16 protein-coding genes are annotated in these 18,941 nt (G+C 67.1%); 1 reads left to right on the top strand and 15 read right to left on the bottom strand.

What is annotated here, in order from left to right; genetic code table 11:
- Nucleotides 1-26: 26 nt before the first annotated feature.
- Nucleotides 27-176 carry a hypothetical protein gene (locus ACIHAD_RS32555; protein WP_397358522.1) on the top strand — a complete coding sequence of 50 codons (150 nt, stop codon included), beginning with the start codon at nt 27-29 and terminating at the stop codon, nt 174-176.
- Nucleotides 177-323: 147 nt separating this feature from the next.
- Here ACIHAD_RS32555 and ACIHAD_RS32560 read toward each other — a convergent pair whose 3' ends face one another.
- From ACIHAD_RS32560 to ACIHAD_RS32630, 15 genes are all read right to left on the bottom strand, one after another.
- Nucleotides 324-503 carry a thiazolylpeptide-type bacteriocin gene (locus ACIHAD_RS32560; protein ID WP_397358523.1) on the bottom strand — a complete coding sequence of 60 codons (180 nt, stop codon included), beginning with the start codon at nt 501-503 and terminating at the stop codon, nt 324-326.
- A 56-nt stretch (nt 504-559) separates the two neighbouring features.
- Complete coding sequence (locus tag ACIHAD_RS32565) at nt 560-721, bottom strand: thiazolylpeptide-type bacteriocin (RefSeq protein WP_397358525.1); 162 nt, start codon at nt 719-721, stop codon at nt 560-562.
- A 34-nt stretch (nt 722-755) separates the two neighbouring features.
- A complete protein-coding gene (locus tag ACIHAD_RS32570; RefSeq protein ID WP_397358526.1) occupies nt 756-1,973 on the bottom strand; it encodes an iron-containing alcohol dehydrogenase in 1,218 nt (405 codons plus the stop codon).
- Nucleotides 1,970-3,724, bottom strand: a complete 1,755-nt coding sequence (locus ACIHAD_RS32575) for a hypothetical protein (RefSeq protein ID WP_397358527.1) — start codon at nt 3,722-3,724, stop codon at nt 1,970-1,972. Before ACIHAD_RS32575 ends, ACIHAD_RS32570 begins: the two co-directional genes overlap by 4 nt.
- Entirely contained in the window at nt 3,721-4,236 is a 516-nt protein-coding gene (locus tag ACIHAD_RS32580; RefSeq protein WP_397358528.1) for a hypothetical protein, read from the bottom strand. Before ACIHAD_RS32580 ends, ACIHAD_RS32575 begins: the two co-directional genes overlap by 4 nt.
- Before the next feature lie 195 nt (nt 4,237-4,431).
- A complete protein-coding gene (locus ACIHAD_RS32585) occupies nt 4,432-5,241 on the bottom strand; it encodes an ABC transporter permease (RefSeq protein WP_397358529.1) in 810 nt (269 codons plus the stop codon).
- Nucleotides 5,238-6,203, bottom strand: coding sequence for an ABC transporter ATP-binding protein (locus ACIHAD_RS32590; RefSeq protein WP_397358530.1), 966 nt, complete (start codon nt 6,201-6,203; stop codon nt 5,238-5,240). The genes ACIHAD_RS32585 and ACIHAD_RS32590 overlap by 4 nt, the downstream gene beginning before the upstream one ends.
- Nucleotides 6,181-7,893 carry a thiopeptide-type bacteriocin biosynthesis protein gene (locus tag ACIHAD_RS32595; RefSeq protein WP_397358531.1) on the bottom strand — a complete coding sequence of 571 codons (1,713 nt, stop codon included), beginning with the start codon at nt 7,891-7,893 and terminating at the stop codon, nt 6,181-6,183. Before ACIHAD_RS32595 ends, ACIHAD_RS32590 begins: the two co-directional genes overlap by 23 nt.
- On the bottom strand, nt 7,890-9,398 hold the full coding sequence (locus tag ACIHAD_RS32600) for a hypothetical protein (RefSeq protein WP_397358532.1): 1,509 nt from the start codon (nt 9,396-9,398) through the stop codon (nt 7,890-7,892). Before ACIHAD_RS32600 ends, ACIHAD_RS32595 begins: the two co-directional genes overlap by 4 nt.
- Before the next feature lie 14 nt (nt 9,399-9,412).
- Complete coding sequence (locus tag ACIHAD_RS32605) at nt 9,413-11,347, bottom strand: TOMM precursor leader peptide-binding protein (protein WP_397358533.1); 1,935 nt, start codon at nt 11,345-11,347, stop codon at nt 9,413-9,415.
- Entirely contained in the window at nt 11,340-13,103 is a 1,764-nt protein-coding gene (locus ACIHAD_RS32610; RefSeq protein ID WP_397358534.1) for a hypothetical protein, read from the bottom strand. Before ACIHAD_RS32610 ends, ACIHAD_RS32605 begins: the two co-directional genes overlap by 8 nt.
- Nucleotides 13,100-14,233 (bottom strand): hypothetical protein, encoded by a 1,134-nt coding sequence (locus ACIHAD_RS32615; RefSeq protein WP_397358535.1) that lies wholly within the window; start codon nt 14,231-14,233, stop codon nt 13,100-13,102. The genes ACIHAD_RS32610 and ACIHAD_RS32615 overlap by 4 nt, the downstream gene beginning before the upstream one ends.
- The gene (locus ACIHAD_RS32620) at nt 14,230-16,854 is read right to left on the bottom strand and encodes a lantibiotic dehydratase (RefSeq protein WP_397358536.1); all 2,625 of its coding nucleotides are present in this window, start codon (nt 16,852-16,854) and stop codon (nt 14,230-14,232) included. The genes ACIHAD_RS32615 and ACIHAD_RS32620 overlap by 4 nt, the downstream gene beginning before the upstream one ends.
- Before the next feature lie 121 nt (nt 16,855-16,975).
- On the bottom strand, nt 16,976-17,548 hold the full coding sequence (locus ACIHAD_RS32625) for a transposase (protein WP_397358537.1): 573 nt from the start codon (nt 17,546-17,548) through the stop codon (nt 16,976-16,978).
- Nucleotides 17,549-17,849: 301 nt separating this feature from the next.
- Complete coding sequence (locus ACIHAD_RS32630; protein WP_397358538.1) at nt 17,850-18,893, bottom strand: bacteriocin fulvocin C-related protein; 1,044 nt, start codon at nt 18,891-18,893, stop codon at nt 17,850-17,852.
- Between the last annotated feature and the right edge of the window lie 48 nt (nt 18,894-18,941).

The raw sequence follows: 18,941 nt of genomic DNA on the forward strand, positions 1-18,941 counted from the left end.
CTCCCCGGGACCGGGACCTGGAGCTGGTGACGCGGCGCCTGGAGTGGCTGCGTGCCCACGGCACGGGAGCGGCGCGTCAGCGCAGGGCCTTCGAGCGGCGAGGTGACCCCATCGAAGCGCCCGACGACCTCAGCCACGCGCTCAACCTGATCCACGCCGACGAAGGTGCGCACTAAATTGAGCCAAGTCAGGTCCACGGCTCCTGGATCGCCGACTGAACCGACGGCTCGAAACCGCGGCCTCGGACACGAGCCGCCGGATACGAAAATGGAACGGTGGTCACGGGATACCTGCAATATTCCGTGACCACCCATCGCTCCTGTCTAGGTCGCGGTGATCGAGCACGTGGACGTCGAAGCACAGCACGAGCTGGAGTCGCACGAACTGGAGCCGGACGAGCCGCCGGTCTCGGGGAGGGCGATGGCGTCGCGCACGGTGGCGATCTCCACCGAGTCGAACGCGAGGTCACCCAGGTCGAGACTCATCAGCGTCTTGGTGGTCATGTGTATTCACCTCCTCTCCTTCGTCCGTGGATGCGGAAGCGGGTTCGCTCCCGACGTCAGGTCGTGGTGATCGAGCACGTGGACGTCGAACCGCAGCACGAGCTGGAGTCGCACGAGCTGGAGCCGGACGTGCCGCCGGTCTCGGGGAGGGCGATGGCGTCGCGCACGGTGGCGATCTCCACCGAGTCGAACGCGAGATCGTCCAGATCCAGACTCATTAGCCCCTTGATGGCCATGAATATTCACCTCCTTTCACCGGATGGAGTCGGTTTCTGGATCTGGAGGGGGTTCCATCGCTTCCAGGTAGAACTCCTCCAGAGCTTCGTGTGGGACGTCGGCCAGCCGTCCGGCGGACGTCCAGTGGGAGGTGAGCTCGTGCACGATGCGGGGCAGATCCGATGCTCGCACTCCGATGTCGCGCAGGCTGGACGGCAGCCCCCAGCTCCTGAGCCGGTCCGCGACGAGGGTCTCGGCCAGTCCGTCGCCCAGCGAGTCCAGGCAGTCCAGTCGGCCGGCCAGTCCGAGCACGGGACCGAGTCCTGTCTGCCGCCGGATCTGGCGTAGGTAGGTGGGCAGGAGCGCGGCCATGGCCACCCCCTTGGAAACGCCCATCTGGTTGCTCACCCCGCTCTGCAGGTACCAGATGACCTGGCCCCAGGGGTCGCGGCCGAGCATGGCGACCTGGGTCATGCTGAGCGTGACCGACCAGGCGAGATCCGCCCGCGCCGCGTCGTCGGCCGCGCTCTGCCGGATCCCGTCCACAGCCGACAGCGTCGCGGTGATCAGGCCGAGCGCGACGGCATCCGTCGTGCCGCCGGCCGTGTCGTCGGAGAGATAGGGGCCCAGGACCCGGCACAGGGTCTCGACGCCGCCGGCCGCGAGGTGCGTGAGCGGTAGCGTGCGTGTGAGGTCGGGGTCGATCAGCGCCGTGGTGGGGACCAGGCGGTTCGTGATGAAGAGCCGCTTGTGGCCCTGGTGCACCAAGCCGACCACGCCGTTGATCTCGGATCCGGTCGCCGCCGACGTCGGCACCATAAGCGTGGGGAGCGGGGGGCGCAAGGGCTCGGCGTTGACGTCGATCAGGCCGGTGCCGTCCCATCCCTCGTGCCTGGGAAGGTGCGGGTTGGTCAGGAGGAGCGCCAGCATCTTGGCCGCGTCCATCGCGCTGCCGCCGCCGACCGCGACGACCAGATTGCCTGCTGTACCCCTGAGGGATTTCATGATCGCGGTGACGTCGCTCAGCGACGGTGAGACCGGCACGGCGCAGATCGCGGCAGGGGAGACGCCGTGCAGGCCGAGTATCTGGATGACGGTCCGCACCGTCGTGCCGTCGACCAGCCCGGTGTCCGTGATGAGGACCGGGCGGGTGCCGATGGCCGCCGCTTCCTGGCCGACCTCACCAAGACGGCCGTTGCCGAAGACGATTCTGGTGGGGACTCGCCACTCGAAGTGCCCGTTTTCCCGTGTCATGCCGCACCGCCGTCTCGGGCCGACCCGACGAGGACGCTGTGCGTCTTCAGGAAGGCGAGCGTCCGCAGGACTATTTCGTGGCTTCGTCCCGAGCCCGACCGGTCGGTGGACGCGAGCTGCGCGGCGGCCTCGTCGCCGAGGTCGAACATGACCTCGATGACCTGGGCGAGGCCGAGTCCCACGCTGATCAGCCGGCGATTGCCGCCCGCCCGCAGGTAGGCCCGTTCACGATGGAGTGCCAGCGCCGTGCCCGCGGGCCAGCCTTCGCTGGACTCGCGGTCGTGGAACAGCGGGCCGCCCAGCCCGGACACGCGCAGAGCGCTCAGCCCGTCCGGGGTGAGGAGGTCCGGCTGCGCCGTCGCGAGTTCGCGCACGAGCGCCTTCGCCGAGAGAACGCGTTCGAGCCGGGGCGAGCGCGCCTCGGCCGCGATGACGCTCAAGGGGTGGAAGAGCCGCGTGGCCAGCCGGCCGTGGTCCCAGGCGTCGTCGACGTCGTCCAGCAGCGCCCGCAGATCCTCGCCGCGATCCAGCGACAGCACGGTGGGAACGTCCAGCTCGACGTCCGCTTCCTCGCCGTAGCGTCCGCTGTCGAGGACGATGCCGTACGGCGGGCCGTCCGCGTCGGCGACGTCATGGCGGGGCGTGATCCGGGTCCGCGTCCGCCCGCCGGGGCCGTCGGCTTCCGGCGCCCGCGCATGGTCCTCCGAGACGACCCGGTCGAGATGGTCGGTGGCGCGGCGTGCGCTGAGCTCTTCGACGGCCCGGATCCGGCACGACCATGACCGCTCGCGCAGCGTCTTGGCGAGATGGGAGTGGGGCGGCCCGGCCGCCACCAGGCCGCTGGCCTCGACGGAACGCGCCGCTGAGGGGCTCATGACCACGTCAATGGACGGATCGGTCGCCAGCAGTTCCCGAAGCGCGGCCAGTTCGGCCGCGCCGGCCGCGCGCAGGCGCGCCACGGTCCGCACGGCCAGGCCGGCACTGGACGCACGGGCTAGGACCGTGCGAAGCAGCAGAGGCTCCTGCTCCGTGCAGCGGCAGATGAGCTGTAATCGCGCCAACCCGGCCTGGGCCAGGGCTTCCACGTCATGCTCTGCCATCTCCGCCAGGGGGATGACCGCCTTGACGGGCAGAGCGCGGGCCGCCCGATTCCGCAGAGCCTCCAGGAGCACGGTGTCGGGCGCCGGATCCAGCAGGGGGATCTCGCTGTCCGGTGACAGCCGGTCGGCCAGGAAATCCAGGTCGGCCAGGATCTCCGGTACGGCACGCGCCACGGCACGGTCGGCGTGGCCGACGCGCCATCGCGCCCGCACGCCGAGCGGAACGGCGCGGTCAGGTGACAGCACGCCCGTCCGGTAGGGAGAGGGGGAGTAGGTCCGGGGCAGGCCCTGGGCGCTGCTCCAGGTGGAGATCGCGGCGATCTCCCGAAGGGGGTCGAGGGCGGGTTCGACGGTGACGGTGACCCCATGGTCTCGAAGCCGCGCCGTCACCTGCCTGAGCAGCAGGTTCATCGGGAGCGGGCAGGAGAGGACGACGTGGTCGGGTTGGGGATCCAGCAGCGTCAGAGCGAGCCGCTCCCCGGACACGTGCGTGTCGTCGGCCATGGTGGCGGGGTGAAGGGTGTCAACGGCTGCGGTCGTGGCCCTGGTCGTGGAGACGGCTTGGGCTTCCGCTTCGGCGAAGTCGAGCCGGGGAGACAGCCGTAGCCGTTCGCCGGGACCGTGTTCGAGCGCGGCCAGCACTGTGATCATGATGCCTCCACGGCCGCGGCGGGTTGGTGCGCCCCAGTCGCGATCACGATCAGGGTGGCGACGTTGGCGGCCAGCCAGGCCAGAACGGCGCCGGTCGGCAGGAACAGACCCACGGCCAAGAAGATGACCGGCAGCATTCTGGTGGCGAAGAAGTGCTGACGGACGCTGTCGATGGCGGCCGTTCGGAGAATCAGGACCTGCATGGCCACGGACGAGGCCATGAAGAGGAGCGCGAGGACGACGCCGCTCACGCCGGAGCCGATGGAGCTGTCGCGGAGTCGTTCAAGGCCGTAGAAGCCGTAGGAGCCGGCCACGTCCCCGAACCGCACCCAGATGAGGACCAGGATGAACAGCACGAACTGGATGGTCGTGGAGATCGCCTGCACGCCCGATCGCAGGCCCCGATCCCGCAGTTCGCCGAGCACCGCGGCCTGCACGGCCTTCCGGCGCTCGGGCGGGGGGAGCTCGGCGTACTGGGCCTCGGCGTGATGGCGGCCCCGGAGCTTGATCACCTGGCTCCGGAGTGAACGCATCACTCCGGGCCAGCACAGAAGCCTGACGGTGAAACAGATGCCGATCAGGCTCCATCCCCACTGCGGACCATCGCCCACGACGGGCTGAATCCACTGGGCGATCGGCCGAAGAAGTGTGTCGAGGGCATTGGGGACTTCCGCGAACGGCATCGCATTCCTCCGATATCAGGACTTTCAGCGTCGTGGTTCCCACCGCATCGTCTTGGCGACAAGGGTGGTGCCCAGCACGGCCCACGCCGTCAGCACGCCCAGCTCAGGTCCGAGCGAGAGCAGGTCGACCGTGGAGGTGTGAAAGGCGAGCCGGACTGTTTCCGCCATGGGTTGGACGGGCAGCAGTCCCAGCGCACCGCGGACGATCTCAGGCATTCCGTCGATGGGGAAGAAGACACCTGACGCGAACATGAGGGGCAGCATCGTCGCCATGGCGACGCCTACCGCGGCCTCCGCCGTAGGGATGAAGCGGGCTATCGCCATGCCGAGAACAGCGCACGCATAGGAGCCGAGCAAGAAAGCGATGAGCAGGACGATGATATTCGAAGGGCCCAGTTGCAATCCGAAGGCAACTATTGATACTAGGATCATTATTGCCGTGGATATTGCTCCTGTCAAGGTTGAGAACAAAACTCGGGCGCTTAGATAGATTGGCCGAGGAATGGGCGTCAGGCTGATTCTCCGAAGAATGCCGGACTCTCTCGCGACTACAATACTGACCGCGTTCATAAAATAGCCGCTGGTGAAGATGACGAAGACCACCACGGCCGCGGTCGTGAATTGCACATTCGTCACACCGCCGACCACGCGCTCGCGATTGATTAGGTTGAACAGCAGGTTGAAGGCCAGCGGCAGGAGCAGGGTGACCACCATCGCCACCGGTGACCGCGGCAGCGTGACGAACCCGTACTTGAGCTCGGCCGCGATGATTCTGAAGGGGTTGCGAGAACGAAGCGGAAGAGGATCGGGGAAGGTCAGGGGCTGGACGCTCACGTGCCGATCTCCTTGTCATGGGCGTTCACGAGTTTCAGATACGCGTCTTCAAGCGTGGGCCGGCGAACCTCCAGTCCGTGGAGATCAACGGCCTGGTCGATGGCCCATGAAGTGAGCTGGTGAAGCGTCTCGCGCGAATCTTGGACGGCGATGAGGATCTCTCCGTCGACGGCCTGCGCGGTCTGCGACAAATGCAGGGGTAACACGGCCAAAAGGTCCTGGCCCCCTCGAAAGCTGATCGTCGTCAGTTGCTCGGCGGCCAGCAGGCTCCCCGATGTGCTGGTGCCCACCATCCGGCCCCCGAACAGCACGCCGACGCTGTCCGCGAGCTGCTGGGCCTCGTCCATGTTGTGCGTGGTCAGGATGATGGTCTTGCCCATCGTCCGCAGGAGCTTGACCAGCTCCCACGCCCGGTCTCTGGCCATGACGTCGAATCCGGTGGTCGGCTCGTCCATGAAGATGAGATCCGGGTTGCCGATGATGGCCAGGGCCACGTCGAGTCGCCTGCGCTGGCCCTCGGAGAGCCTGCCGACTCTGACCGAGGCGCTCTTCGACAGATCGACCAGGTCGATCACGGCATCCACGGGAAGTGGCGCCCGGTAGTAGCCGACGAAGAGCATGAGATGCTCCCTGACGGTCAGGAGCTGCTCGAATCCGGTGGTCTGCGGCACGACGCCCAGACGTTCGCGCAGGTCGGGTCCTGCTTGCCGGGGGTCCGACCCGAAGATCCGGACGCTTCCCCCGGTGGGTGATCGCTGGCCGGAGAGGATCTCCACCAGCGTGGTCTTGCCTGCCCCGTTGGGACCCAGCAGGCCGAAGACCTCGCCCTGCCGTACCGTCAGATTCACCGAGTGCAGGGCCTCGACGGACCCGTATCTCATGGTGATCTGGTCAGCCTCGATAACGTTTGTCATCCAACCACTCCCGAACGGTCGATTTTCAGCGGCCCACTGGCAGCACATAGCCGAGAATCTCGTTGTAGCCGTCCAGGCAGGCGATTTGGCAGGCCGCATCGTCGAAGAAGCCACCGATGGGAACCGTGCGCAGGCCGACCGAGGTCAGTAACAGGAGAATATTCTGTGCCATATGCCCGAGCTCTAGTAGCGCGAACCGGTAGGCCCGCAATCCGTAACGCGATCTGATCAGTTTGAGATTAGCGCCAAGAAAGAGGACGAGCGGCGCTTCCCGCACATCAATCTTAGGCTCGTCACCGAGAAAATAGGCTGAACTGCTTGTCAGATCGTTCCGGCTCGGCACCCGCCCCACCCTCAGCAGGTCATGTTCGGCGGGACGGTAGGCGTACAACCCGGGCGCCATGCCGCTGACGGCGTAGGAAGCAAACCGGATCAGTGTGGGATAGGCCATTCCGGCACTGGGATATGGACGGCCTGGAATGTGGAATGCAGCCCCCTCCACCGCGATCTGCCCCGCGTGACCTGCGGCATGAAAAAGGACTGAGGACAGTTCGCCGAGGCCGATCTCCCCTTGGAGACGAAGCCTCTCACTGCGCCGGCCGGTCAACGCCGTGGACAGTTCGATGGTGAGCTTGGCGGGTTCGGGGAGCGGCAGCGCGTCGCCACGTTCCTCCGGCAGACTCAACGCCGGGAAGTCGACAGGAGCCTGCTGAGGGAAACGGGTGCGCTGGAACTTGCTGGCCTCGTGCAGAACGCGGTCCGCGGCCTCCGCGGTATCGGCGTGGTAGTCGCCCAGAGGCTGCCCGCCGACGGTGAGCAGGGAGGCCATCCAGACCAGATAGACCTCGTCGGTCGGGCTCCACCCCAGCCGGTTGTGCAGCATGTGCAGGTGAGAGCCGGCGATGGCGTCCACATCGCCGACGAGGGCCCCCTCGGCCCGCAGGCCGGCCAGTTGGTCGAGATAGCCGCGCAACGCCGCCCACCACGACTCGGCCAGCCGGGCCGGGGAACCGCCGTCGAGCAGTCGTCGCGCGTCGTCGCGCATCTTGCTGGCACGCTGCCGGAGAGCGTCGCCACTGGTCTCGATCGTCTTCTCGGCGGCCTCTCTCAAGCTGACGGTACTGGCGGCCACCGAACTGTTCAGATGACGCCACATCTGCACGTAGTTCCGTTGCCACCGAACGCCGCCGCCCACCTCGGGGTGGAGCACCTCGGTGAAGCCGATCAGCAGGTCCAGGCCGATGCCCAGACGTTTGGCCGGCTCCGCCACCCCACCCACGATGCGCGCGGCGATCTCGCTGGACGCCTGGAAGAACTCCTCCGCGTAGCCGATCGCCCGGGCTCCGCCGTACCTGGCGAGCTCTGGTTCGTAGGCGCACTCGACGATCTCGCCATGCTCATGCCAGCCGAGCGCGGGACCCTCCGGCTCATACGAGGAGAACGCCTGGTAGTACGCCTCCCGCTCCAGCTCGCGCGGCGCCGGTGCGGTGGCCAGCCACCTCTCGATCGCGCCGCGCACTCGCTCGACGGCGGAACACTCCGCGTCGCGCATGCGCAGCCGGATGTGCGGCCCGCCCTCCCAGTAGCGGATGAAGAACCAGCGGGTGATGGCGCCCTCGGCGAGCAGTTCGCCCATCAACGGCGCGATGAGGTCGCCCACCAGCCGGTCGGTGACCTCGGAGCCGTGGTGGGTGAAGACGTGTAAGGCCCGCCATCGGGCGACGTCGACGGCGCTCACGGCCGCAAGTCCAGCGTCAGCTCGACGAAGCGGTCCTTGCCCATCACGGCGGTGTAGGCGACGTCCAAGTGCCCGGGTGCCGCGACCAGGCGCGCGAGGGCATCGGGCGCGAACGACCTGAGCGGGCGGGTGAACATTCCGTGGGCGGCGTTGGAGAACCCGATCGCCTGCAAGGCGGCTCCCATCTCCACATGGCTGGCCCGCAGGCCGCGGGCGCCATGACGGGCGTGAACGGCGGCGAGGTCCAGGAGGAACAGGAAGCCCACGTTGGCCGTTCCTAGCCTCATGATCGTCTTAGGGTACGGATAGGCCATCTCGAACTGCTCCATCAGCTCTCCCGCGCGCAGCAGAGCGAGCTCTCCTTCGTCGGGACACCATTGGTAGAGACCGTCCGGCAAGGACTCCACCCGCTCGATCACCAACAGAAGCCGGACACCGGTACGGGTGCGGGACAGAGGGGCCACCGGACTGCCGGCGCTGCCGCTCGCGGCATGAAGAGCGTCAGCCAGCACGTTCACCGGCAGCGTCTCCGGTGACGCCGAGAACCCGTAGTGCGCGCGCCCACCCGACCGCTCGAACAGCACGTCCCGCCACGGGCGGGACGGCGGAGCACCAGGCCGGAGCGGAAAGCGGAGCGCGCCTTCGCCGACCAGATCGGGCGCCTCGACGGGCGCCAGGTTCTCCCAGTCGCGTACCTGCTCCGCCGCCAGCCAGCCGAGGCGATCGGCGGCGAGCACCGCATCCCGCTCGCCGGGCACCTCCTCCTTCGGCGGGGACTCGCCCACGACCGCCCGTGGCGGCGTGCCGCCGACGCCCACCTCGACCTCCAGGACCGGAAGCCAGCCGTCGCCCCGTTTCGCTCCGATACGACGACAACTCTCCTCGTCGTCGAAGCCGAATCTGACGCGTGGCTCCAAACCCAGCATGGTGGCCACCGTCGCCAGCGAGCCGGCCGCATGGCCCGACTCGCAGAGCAACAACGACCATCGCAGGTCGAGATAGGATGGCGGGAGCGTGCCCAGATGCGCGGCCACGACGATGACCGCGCCGCCGTGGGAGTCGGCGGCCTGCCACGGGGGCGGCGGATCGGCCTCCGCGTCCTCGCCGACCACCACGCAGCGGTGACCTTCGGCATCGAAATACCACGTCAGATGGCCGACGGTGACGAACACCTCGGCGGCGAAGAGCGAACGCGGAGAGGGATAGGCCCGGTGGCCCCGGTAAAGCGAACTCGGCTCGTAACGGTGGTATCCGGCGGCCATGGCGAGAAGGATCTCCAGCCGTTCGCCCACGGAAAGACCGGCGCCGGTGAGCCTGCCGGGGTAAAGGACACAGGCGAGGAGCTCGTGCAGGCCGCTGCCGAGAAGAACGGCCTCGGCCCGCGCCCGCCGGATCGTCGGCAGCCGCACCCCCGCTCCATCGCCCAGCACACCTTGGTCACGGGCGCTCAGCTGGCCCCGGACGAACATCAGCGGATCCAGCTCGTGCGCGCCAGTTTTGCTCATGCTTGTCGCGCTCCCTACGGAAAGGGGTGTGGCTGCGTGTTGAGGTCGGCGAAAACCTTCGGAGCCGACCAGTAGCCGAGCCGATAGGGCGCCTGACACAACCGGGTCAGCCCATGGACTCGTCGGTAGACGTGCCCGAACGTCATCGGCACGCTCTGCGGAACGATCATCTTGACGGTCGACAGCCCGTGACCGAGACCGGGATCGGTCTGGTCGACCACGATGGGATCGAGCCCCACCGCACCGAAGGCGGCGAGCACGGCCTCCAGGGTTCGCGTCAGGTCAGGTCGGCACCATCGCTCACGCCAGTCCCCGAACGCCTCGTCGATCCCGCGCGAGGCCTGACCCCCGAGGAGGAACCGCCAACGCTCCCGCGTCTCGGGAAGGGCGTAGAGCAAGGAGTGGTCGTGGAGTTCCTTGACCCCGCGGTGATCGTCGAGCAGCTCGCTCCGGCCGCGCTCGCGATCACGCTTCCAGTCGTCAGGATCCATGCGGGCCCGGATCACCGCGTTCGTGGCGGCCTCCTTCGCCGCGGTCGCGATCGCCTCGTACGGATTACAGTGCGCGGACGCCGCGAAGAACGCCTGCGGGCCCTCCGGATCGCGGCCGACCACGACGCTCATCACCGCCGGAATCCGCAGATCGTTGGACATGTCGAAGAGCAGCAGGTCGTAGCCGAGGCCGTCCAGCAGTGCCCGGACCCGCTCCACGACGGGCACCTCGTCGGCCTCGACCGCCAGCGGCGGGACAGGCAGCTCGCCGTACCAGGTCATGAGGAAGGCGTCTCGTTCGGCGACTTCCAGCAGCCCGTACAGGACCGCCTCCTCCAGCGAGGAGCCGCTGGCGCAGCCGTTGGACGTCTCGTACAGGAAACGTGCCCCCGGCCGATTCCTCGGCCATGGATCCGGGCTCCAGTACGCGACGTGCTCAGGCACCAGCACGGGGCGGTCCGCGCCTATCTGCCAGCCCCAGACCCAGTCGGTCGGAACATCGGGCGCGTACGGCGTGAGCCGGAACCCCGGGTCGTCGTAGGCAGCCGGATCGTGCAGTCCCAGACTGGGGAGGTCGACGGCGTCGTCGAGGTCGGCGCTGCTGCCATGGACCACGGTCCGCTTGCCGTGCGGGGTCCCCGACGTGAGCCGCTCCACCGCCTCGTACAGGGCGATGACCTCGCTACGCGCGTAGGTCTCGGCCCGGCCGTGGCCGCCCTCTCCCGCCTGACCGCCGGGGAGCGCCAGGTCGGCGCTCACCAGCGCGAGCGGCGACGACTCGGTCCTGAACACGTGGCCCACGGGCCCATACCGCCGGTCGATGAGCAGATCACGCAGCTCCGCCGCGCTGAGTCCGTCCGGGTTGATCCTGAAGCTCTCCGGATGGGGCTGTGGACGCGGCGCGAAGACGGTTCGCGCCAGATCCCGGCTGTCCTCCGGCCGGACATCGCACTCCGGGCAATGCGGCAGCGGAAGGAAACGGTGGATCTCACTCCGCAGATCGCCCCTGATGGCGAAGATCTCGTAGCGATCCAACTGCCCGTCCCGGACCGCCGAGGACACGACCTGGGTGATGGCGGACAGGTGCGGAGCCACGAGCGGGAAGGACAGCAGCGGGCCCGACACCGGCTCCTTGCGGTTCACCTGACGACGCCACAGCCGGCGACGCCGCTCGGCGCATACCTGACAGCCCGGCTGATCAGGCTCGACCCACGGGCCCACCAGCCCCAGGTCCTCGACCACCCGGCACGGCAGCAGGCGCGCTCCGGCGGCTCGCACCACGCGCTGGGCGGCGACGTCGAGGTCGGCGTCCCACCCCTCCCGGACCGCGATCACCACGTCGCCCGGCTCCAAAGCGGCATCCTCGACGCTCGCAACCATCCGCCCTCGATCCGTGCCGAGCGATGAGGCGATGAGTTCGGCGAGGTCGCCTGTGCCGACCACCCAGCGCTCAGCCACGGAACACCTCCGCCCAGCCCAGGACGACGATCCTGTCCAGCGCGGGCTCGCCCGTCCACTTCGCCAGGTGGAGCTCCTCGCCGGGTGCGGTGAAGCGGGTGGCGACGGGCTGGGGATCCCAGTCCTCGTCGTCGAAGGTCACCGTGGGGATCACCTCGATGGGCCGGCCGACCTGGGCGCGCAGGCAGGCGTGCCGTACCGCGGTGGCGACGGTCTGGGCGCGATCGGGTCCGCAGTGTCCCGCGGTCAGTTCCCCGTCGGTGAAGACGTGCACGACGGTGAGCAGGTCCTGGGCGTGCGCCAGGCCAGAGACCCGGATGTCGATGTCGTCGGCGAGCTGGGCGAGATCCGACCATGCCCGCCGTACGGAGTCACCGGTGGTGCCGGGATCCAAGCGGGTCGCGGTGGTGAAGCGGTGGCGTTCCGCCGGGGACAGCGACCAGGTGGTGACGATCCTGCTGATCGCATCACGGATCATTCCGTCCGTGGTGTGGCCGACGACCGCCATCGGGGCGACGCAGCGGCGCGAACGGCCGGACTGAATGGAGAACACCTCGCCGTCCGGTTCCGGAAGCAGGGACCGGGCGGCGGCGGCGAACGCGTTGTGCCTGGCTTCCTTCCCAGTGGCGCCCACGGCGTGGCTGAGGTCACCATGCGCGGTCGGGCAACCGGCGGCCGGAACGGGAAGCTGGGGAAGTTCGCCGAGGGCCGGCTGGGCGAGCAGGCCGGTCTCCGCGTCTGTGACCTCGATGAGCACCCGCTCCACCCCGTCGACGGATGGCCAGCTTCCGGGGCCGGTCATCGGAGACTCCCACGCGTCCACGACGGGCCCGGCGCTGGTGCCGCTCTCGAAGGAGTGCGGCACCAGCTCGGCGGCTCCGGCGAGGTGGACGGGATGGACCGTGACGGCCAGCCGTTCCTTGCGCAGCAGATGAACGTATCCGGGGTGGGGAGGCCGGCAGCCGGTGTGGAGGTAGAAGATCTCCATGGCGGCGATGTTCCCCGCCAGTGCGGACAGCACGGGAGAGGGCTCGGCGGGCACGGGGGGTCGTCCGGTTCTGGCGGTCCGGCGTTCGATCGCCAGGAACAGGTCGGGATCGCCCGGCCGGCGGGTCATGGGGCCGACGAGGATGTGATCCCCGGCGGGGAGCACACCGACCCAGGGTGCGGCGTCGCGGACCTCGTCCGGGGCGGGGGCCACGAAGATCGAGGCGATGGCGTTCGGCGGAGGGGAGTCTTCCAGAGTGGCGTCATGGACTGCCGCCGTGTCGATGACGTCGGTCATGCCGGCCACTCGCTTGTCCACGAACAGTTGTGCGACGCCCAGCCGGATCAGCGCGTTGGTGGCATATTTCGCAATATCGTCAGCGCCCTGGATGGCGACCGGTGTGTTCCTGAACCTCACGAAGGCCCCGACCGGATCGTCGACCACCGACTCCAGGAAGCCAATCGTCCGCTCGAAACGCTTCTGCTCGGCCGGAGAGATGCCGGGATCGCCCACGACCGGCGAGACGAGCATGTCGTTGTCCCGCATCTGGGTCAGGAGCTGCCCGGTGACCTTGCCCGCGTGCTCGGGCAGCGCCGTCACCAGCTCGTCCAGGTCAACGCCCTGGTGGAGGAAGGGGAAGATGGCGTCCCAGAGTTTCAGCAGCTCGGGCGGGCCGGTGGCGATGAAGGACTTGTTCCAGCCCACGAACAGCAGCCCGTCCTGTACCGGGGAGACGTGCACCGCGGGACGGAGCTTGGCGACGCTCACGACGCGGCCCCTTCGGCGAAGATCTCCCGCCAGCTCGTCTGGGAGAGGGTCTCCGTGACAGCGGTTACGGCATGGGCCAGGAAGTAGCGCTCGGCGGGCGAGATGTCCAGCAACGGGAGCTGCGTAGCCATGAAGCTGTTCAGGAAGCGGTAGGAGGCGAACTGGAAGCCGCCCTCCTCGTCCTTGTAGTCGAAGTCCCGCATGGCGAGGTGGAACTCGCTGTACCCGCGCTGGTCGCCGCTGCGGAACTTGCGTTCCACGTCCTCGCCCAGTGCCGACGCGCGATCCAGATAGCCCTGGTGAAGGAGCGGCAGGATGGCCTTGAGCTCGGCCAGCTTCCGCGCCTCACGCCAGCCGTAGTCGAGCAGCCGCGCCCAGGCGGCGTAGAGCTCGTCGTCGCCGGTGTAGGAGAAGGGCGCCTTCACGTCGCCGACGAGGCCACGGGCGTACTCGACGAACGCGTCGGCGACGTCGGCGTACTTGGCCTCGATCTTCGCCCTGAACACGCCGGTCTGGTCGTGTTCGTAGAGAAAGTCCTCAAGGCTGGACTTGTAGGACAGATGACCGTGCTGGAGCCCGGCGGTCGGATAGCCGGCCGCCAAGAGCGTGATGAACGAGAAGGCGATGAGCGTGCGCTCTCCCGGCGCGGTCTCCGCGCGGCGCAGCGCCAGCGCGAGGATGTCGGTGAACATTCCCGCGAGCCGGTCGCGCAGGGTCGCCGCCCGAATGTCGACGATCAAGCCGTCCACGGTGGGTGAGGCCACCATCCGGACGGTGTTGTCCGCCCAGATGGGGGTGTAGGGCGGCATCACCAGTTCGGCTCGGCCCAGCTTCTCGCTCAGCCGCAGATAGGCCGCCTCATCCAGGGTGCCGGTCGACGGGTTCTCCTTGACCTGCGAAGAGACGTACGGGATCTCGCCGGTGACGGCGTCGCGAACAGCGTCGATCTGCTCACCGCAGGCGACGACCTGGACCTGCGGCCCGTTCTTCCACACCCGCCGGACGAAGGTGGCGGTGATGCCGGGCTGTTCGCGCATCCTCAGCGCGCACGGCAGGGCGATCTCGCGGATGACCCGGCGAGTCTCGTCGCCGTAGTGGACGATGCTCAGCGCGGAACGATGGTTGATCATGGGGTGGCAGCCTTCCGGTAGAGTTCCACAACCATCTCGGTCGCATGACGGCGTCCATCGAATGGATGGCCTTCGGCGGTCGAGGGTGCCGCCTCCTCGAACACCAGGTCCCCTTGCGGGTACTCGGCGATGAGACGAGGCAGATGCCGGATGTTGAGCCGGCTCAGGAAGTCCAGGTAGTGGGGCTTCCGGTTACGCATGTACGTGCCGAACAGGTCGCTGGCGGAGCCCTCAAGATTCATCTCTGGGATGGGTGCCCGGACGAACACCTCATCGGGGATCTCGTGGCTGAGGCGCCACTCGTTGACGCGGACGAAGTAGTGGCTCTCTTCCTCGCCCGGCGTCGGCAGAGGGACGTGCCCTGCGGGGACGTGCCACTGGGCCCGGGAGTAGAGGACCTGCTTGTAGCGGATCCGCTCGAACTTTCGCACCCCGTCGTGACCGTGAAGTCGTTTGGCCAGACTCTGCGGGTGAAAGATGATGGAGCCGCTGCTGCCCACTGAAGTCAGGGCGAGCAGCCGTCTGGGTAGGTAGAAGGGAACGAGAAAGCCCAGATAGAGCAGGTGCAGCCGCTGACCGGTGGAGGCGTCCCGCAGGACGATCCGGTCGCGAGCCGCGTCGTGGAACACCTCCAGGTCGCCGAAAGCGATCGTGTCGGGAAGCCCGATTTCCCGCCAGTCGACCTCCTTCTGCGCGAGCAGCGGGTGGATGTTAGCGTTGAAGCCGCGAACCGGCCGAACCTCGGTGAGCAGTTCATCCGGGGCGATGATGCCGCGCATGTGCCGCCGAACCGTCTCGACGATCTCGGGTGACCCGGTCGTGAGGAAACGGCTCAGGTAGTTGCCCCATCCGTTGTAGATGCGATTGATCGCGGCTTCCTGGCCCAGCGGCTGCAGGAAGAGCGAGTAGGACGCGGGCTGCGAGGTGATCCATCGCGGCATGCGCCGGGAGAGCTCTGCCATCCACTCCGGATCCAGGACAAGTTCGCCAGAGCCGGCGTTCAGGCCTTGCACGCACGTGTCGATGACCTGCTGGCGCACTTGGATGATCTCTTCGAGCGCGGGGTCTCCAGCGGCGAGGTGGTCGGCCTGGCCGTCAATGATCTTCAATCCGTCCTCGTACAGAGGCATGAAGATCTCCGCGAGCTTGAGCAGGTCCCTGGTGGACCCACCGGGCCCGAAGTGGTCGACGAAGCAGCGGGCGAGCATGCGGGTGAAAACATGCTGCATGTCGAAGAGCTGGAACACGGTCAGCAACTCCGAGCAGCTGTCGAGCATGGGCCCCCAGGCCTTGCGGTCGGCGGCCAGGGGCTGTGCCAGCCCGACATCCTCGAACAGCACCGGCCCTTCCGGCATGGGCTTGCCCAGTGCCTCATGGGCTCCGGCCATGCGGGTGCGGATCCCTCGCTTGATCTGGACACGATCGTACGGACCAGCCGAGGCGAAGGAATCGGCGAGGGTGGCAGCCTCCTTGATCGTGGAGCCCAGCTCGACAGTCACCTTCGACGGCAGCGCCGCTAACGCGTCGGCGAGGCGATGAGCACTATGGGGGTCCTGCTCGTCAGTGAGGGGCACGGCCGCTAGAACGCCATGGTCGAGCAGGCGTCCGACGAAGTGCTCGACCGACGCACGCCCACCCACGACTTGCTGGGCCAGTTCGTCGACCAAGGAGACGAACCCGGCTCGTCCGCCGCGTTCTGACAAGAGCTCGATCACGCGCTCGATCGCCGGCCGAACGGGAATCCGCAGTGTGGCCTCACCGTTGGCCTCGCCTCCGGTGCCGGCCTCCGCGAACTGGTCGCGGTCCGCGGTCACGAGATAGTGGTCGCCATCGCGGCGCAACCCGGGATTGATCCGGAGGTCCAGGTGCTCCCGTGCTTCAGGAATGTGGGTCAGCGCCGTCTCGATGGATCTGAGGAGGTAGCCGTTGACGGCCACCAGCGTGGTCTGCGGCTTCCCGAAGGGGGAGGCCAGGGAGTCGGGTCCGGTCCTGAGGTCGCTCCACTCGTAGAAGGCGACCGCAGTGTAGCGGCTGAAGGGGCTGGTCTTGGTCGCAGCCCGGTTGGCGTAGCGCAGCAGGCTCTCTTCCGATTTGCGTGCCCTCTTGGGCAAGTTGGCCGGATCGGCAGCCGTGTAGCTCTCGGCGCTGCCGGGCAGCCAGTCACTCGACACCGCGAGAGCCTGTTGGAGGTCTGGAAAGGAGAGTTGCTCCTGCAAGAGACGGCGTTCCACGGTGGACGCCTGGTCCGCGTGGCGGGCCAACTCCACCTCGATGCCGCTCGCCTCGGCCTTGGCCGCATACCACGCACGCAATTCCGGGCTATCGGTGAGTTCGAGCGCTTCGGCGAGTGACTGTCGAGGCTGGCGGCCGTTGTGGATGTCGCGGCGAAGGGGGAGGATCCGGCTCCGCACGGTCTCCTGATTCATACCGTCGGCCAGATTGTAAAGATGCGCACTTAGCGTCTCTGCCAGTGCACTTTGTTGGCGCTTTAGAATGACGAGACGTTTCAGGAGCTTATTGGATTGCTCCGCGTCAGGTGCGCGCAGGAATCGGGATGGCGAGAGATTGAAGCGAAGTAAGAGATAGGGCGCGACGTGCATGGGATGGTCGACTTCGGCCATCGGCTCACGCCGCCTCTGTGGACGAGATACGCCCGGACCAGGGAACTTTCTGGAGAATGGGACTTCTTGGCGGCATGATGTAGCATCCTCCTTGCATCGGTAGTCTCTTTGTCGCGCTCGGTCATCGGCAATAGCCGTATGAACGAGAACGTGTTCGTGACAGCGAGGTAGGCCAAGCGCAGCAGCACGACAGATCATCATGCCGTTTCCGGTATGGCCCCGACCTTCGGGCGGGAATCGTATGATCGCCAATCACCCCTGCGACCTGCACGGATGAGTTTTCGGCACCTGCAACGTCGTGCAGGAGCTTGTTCAGGTAGTCGATGAAGGCCGCGGAGTTGAGCGAGCCGTCCACGATGGAGAAGTGCAGCTTCCCTTGGGTGTTGACGGTGGAGACCATGTTGACCGACAGCCGCTTACCCGTCCCGCGGACGATCGGAGTTTCGCCGACCGGCGCCCAGGTGGTGCCCGCGTGAAAGTCGGTCCGGACTCCGGCCTCGTCGGCGAAGTAGATGCTCGCCCCCAGGCTGATGGCCTGCGCACGGATTTGCCGTTCAAGGAGACCGTGATCTGATGGCGCAGAGCAAGGATCTCGACGTCCTTGTCCCGATCGCCCATGGGCAGCAACCGCAGCGCGGCGAACGCGTTCGTAACGGCGAGATAGGGCAGGCGAAGAAGCACGACCGATCATCATGCCGCACGCGGTTCCCCTCTCCTTGCGGTCGGAGATCGCCCAGGTCGCCCGAGGCCCTACAAGGCCATGACCAGGGTGGATGACATTATCGACAAGCGCAGTTCTACTCTGACCAACACAGCCACCGCATGATCTTCAGATCCATCACACCTGCATGATCACAGCGGTGGCCGTCTCACGTTCAACCAAGCTCAAGCGCTACAGGCCATAAGCCCTGGTCAAGGCAGGAAGTGCGGCTGGAGTACTAGGCGGGGCGACGCTTCCGCGCCCAGGGCGAAGATCGCAGCATTCCTCGCCGATCTCATTCGCACAGCAGTCCTTGGGTTGTCCTTATGCAACACATTCCGTTGCAGAGATGCATCCACGCAATTCCGCAAAGGTATGCATCGGAGCAGCCAAGAGCCTTGTAATAGCATGAGTAGTCCCCGCACAAAGGACTGTCGATCGCACACTGACACGAACCCGCTGCCGCCGTGAGGGCCGGAGTCGGCCGATCCGACGACGCGGAGGCCGGCCGGGGGCCGAGGTTGGCGAACACGGCGTAAGCCTCAACTTCGCCAAAGGCGGCGATCGCCGTCTCCCTCAGCGAGTTAAGCCTGCGGTGCGTTTCCTCGGTGACTGGGCTCACAAAGTTCGCACTGTCGCTGACCAGCTCCATGAAATCGCTGAACACCGCGTCCTGCTCAGCACTCATGTTCGAATGAGAGCTGCGATATTCCTGGAGGTGGGCGACCCAAAGACGGCCGCGCGCCTGGGGGGAAAGCGCGGCGTAGACGGCTCGGCGGTGCTCCAGGTCATGAACGCTAAAAGCCGCATAGGTTTGCGGGAGGTTAGCCTTGTTATCCTGAACCCACTTTTGGGCAGGCGATGGGCCGGCCACGGCGGCCTGGGCAAGTGATGTTCTCCCGGCGATCACGGACACGGCGACACCGAGACCGGCCAGTCGTAGGAAGTGGCGACGTCCCGCGCCCGGATGGGCGGAAGAGGCGGCATGCTGCTTTTCCTCCTTCCGGTTCCCGCCAAGGACGGCCAGCAGGCCGTAGGTCCCGCGGATTCCCAGGCGTGCGGCGAGCCGGATCGCCATGGCCGCGCCCGTCCATGCGCGCACGCCGTCACTTCCGACCCGGAGAAGGGTCGGTGTGAACGGCGCATCGTCGCCGAGTGCCTGCTTCCGCCACTCGACGACCTCTGGATGCAAGAGCGGAACGATCTCAAGGCGATGCTCAGCGAATTTCTTCACCTTGCCGGCCAGCCCCCGGCACTGGCCACAGGAGGCGTCGAAGGCGAGAATCCATTGAGGATTGGAATTGACTTGCATGACATATCCTCCGTTGTTCGCATCCATGTGACAGAAGGGAATTCATGAGGCCTAGGATGCCCGCCCCCGGTTGAG

It is taken from the genome of Nonomuraea sp. NPDC052265, from assembly GCF_044547985.1.
Taxonomy (GTDB): domain Bacteria; phylum Actinomycetota; class Actinomycetes; order Streptosporangiales; family Streptosporangiaceae; genus Nonomuraea.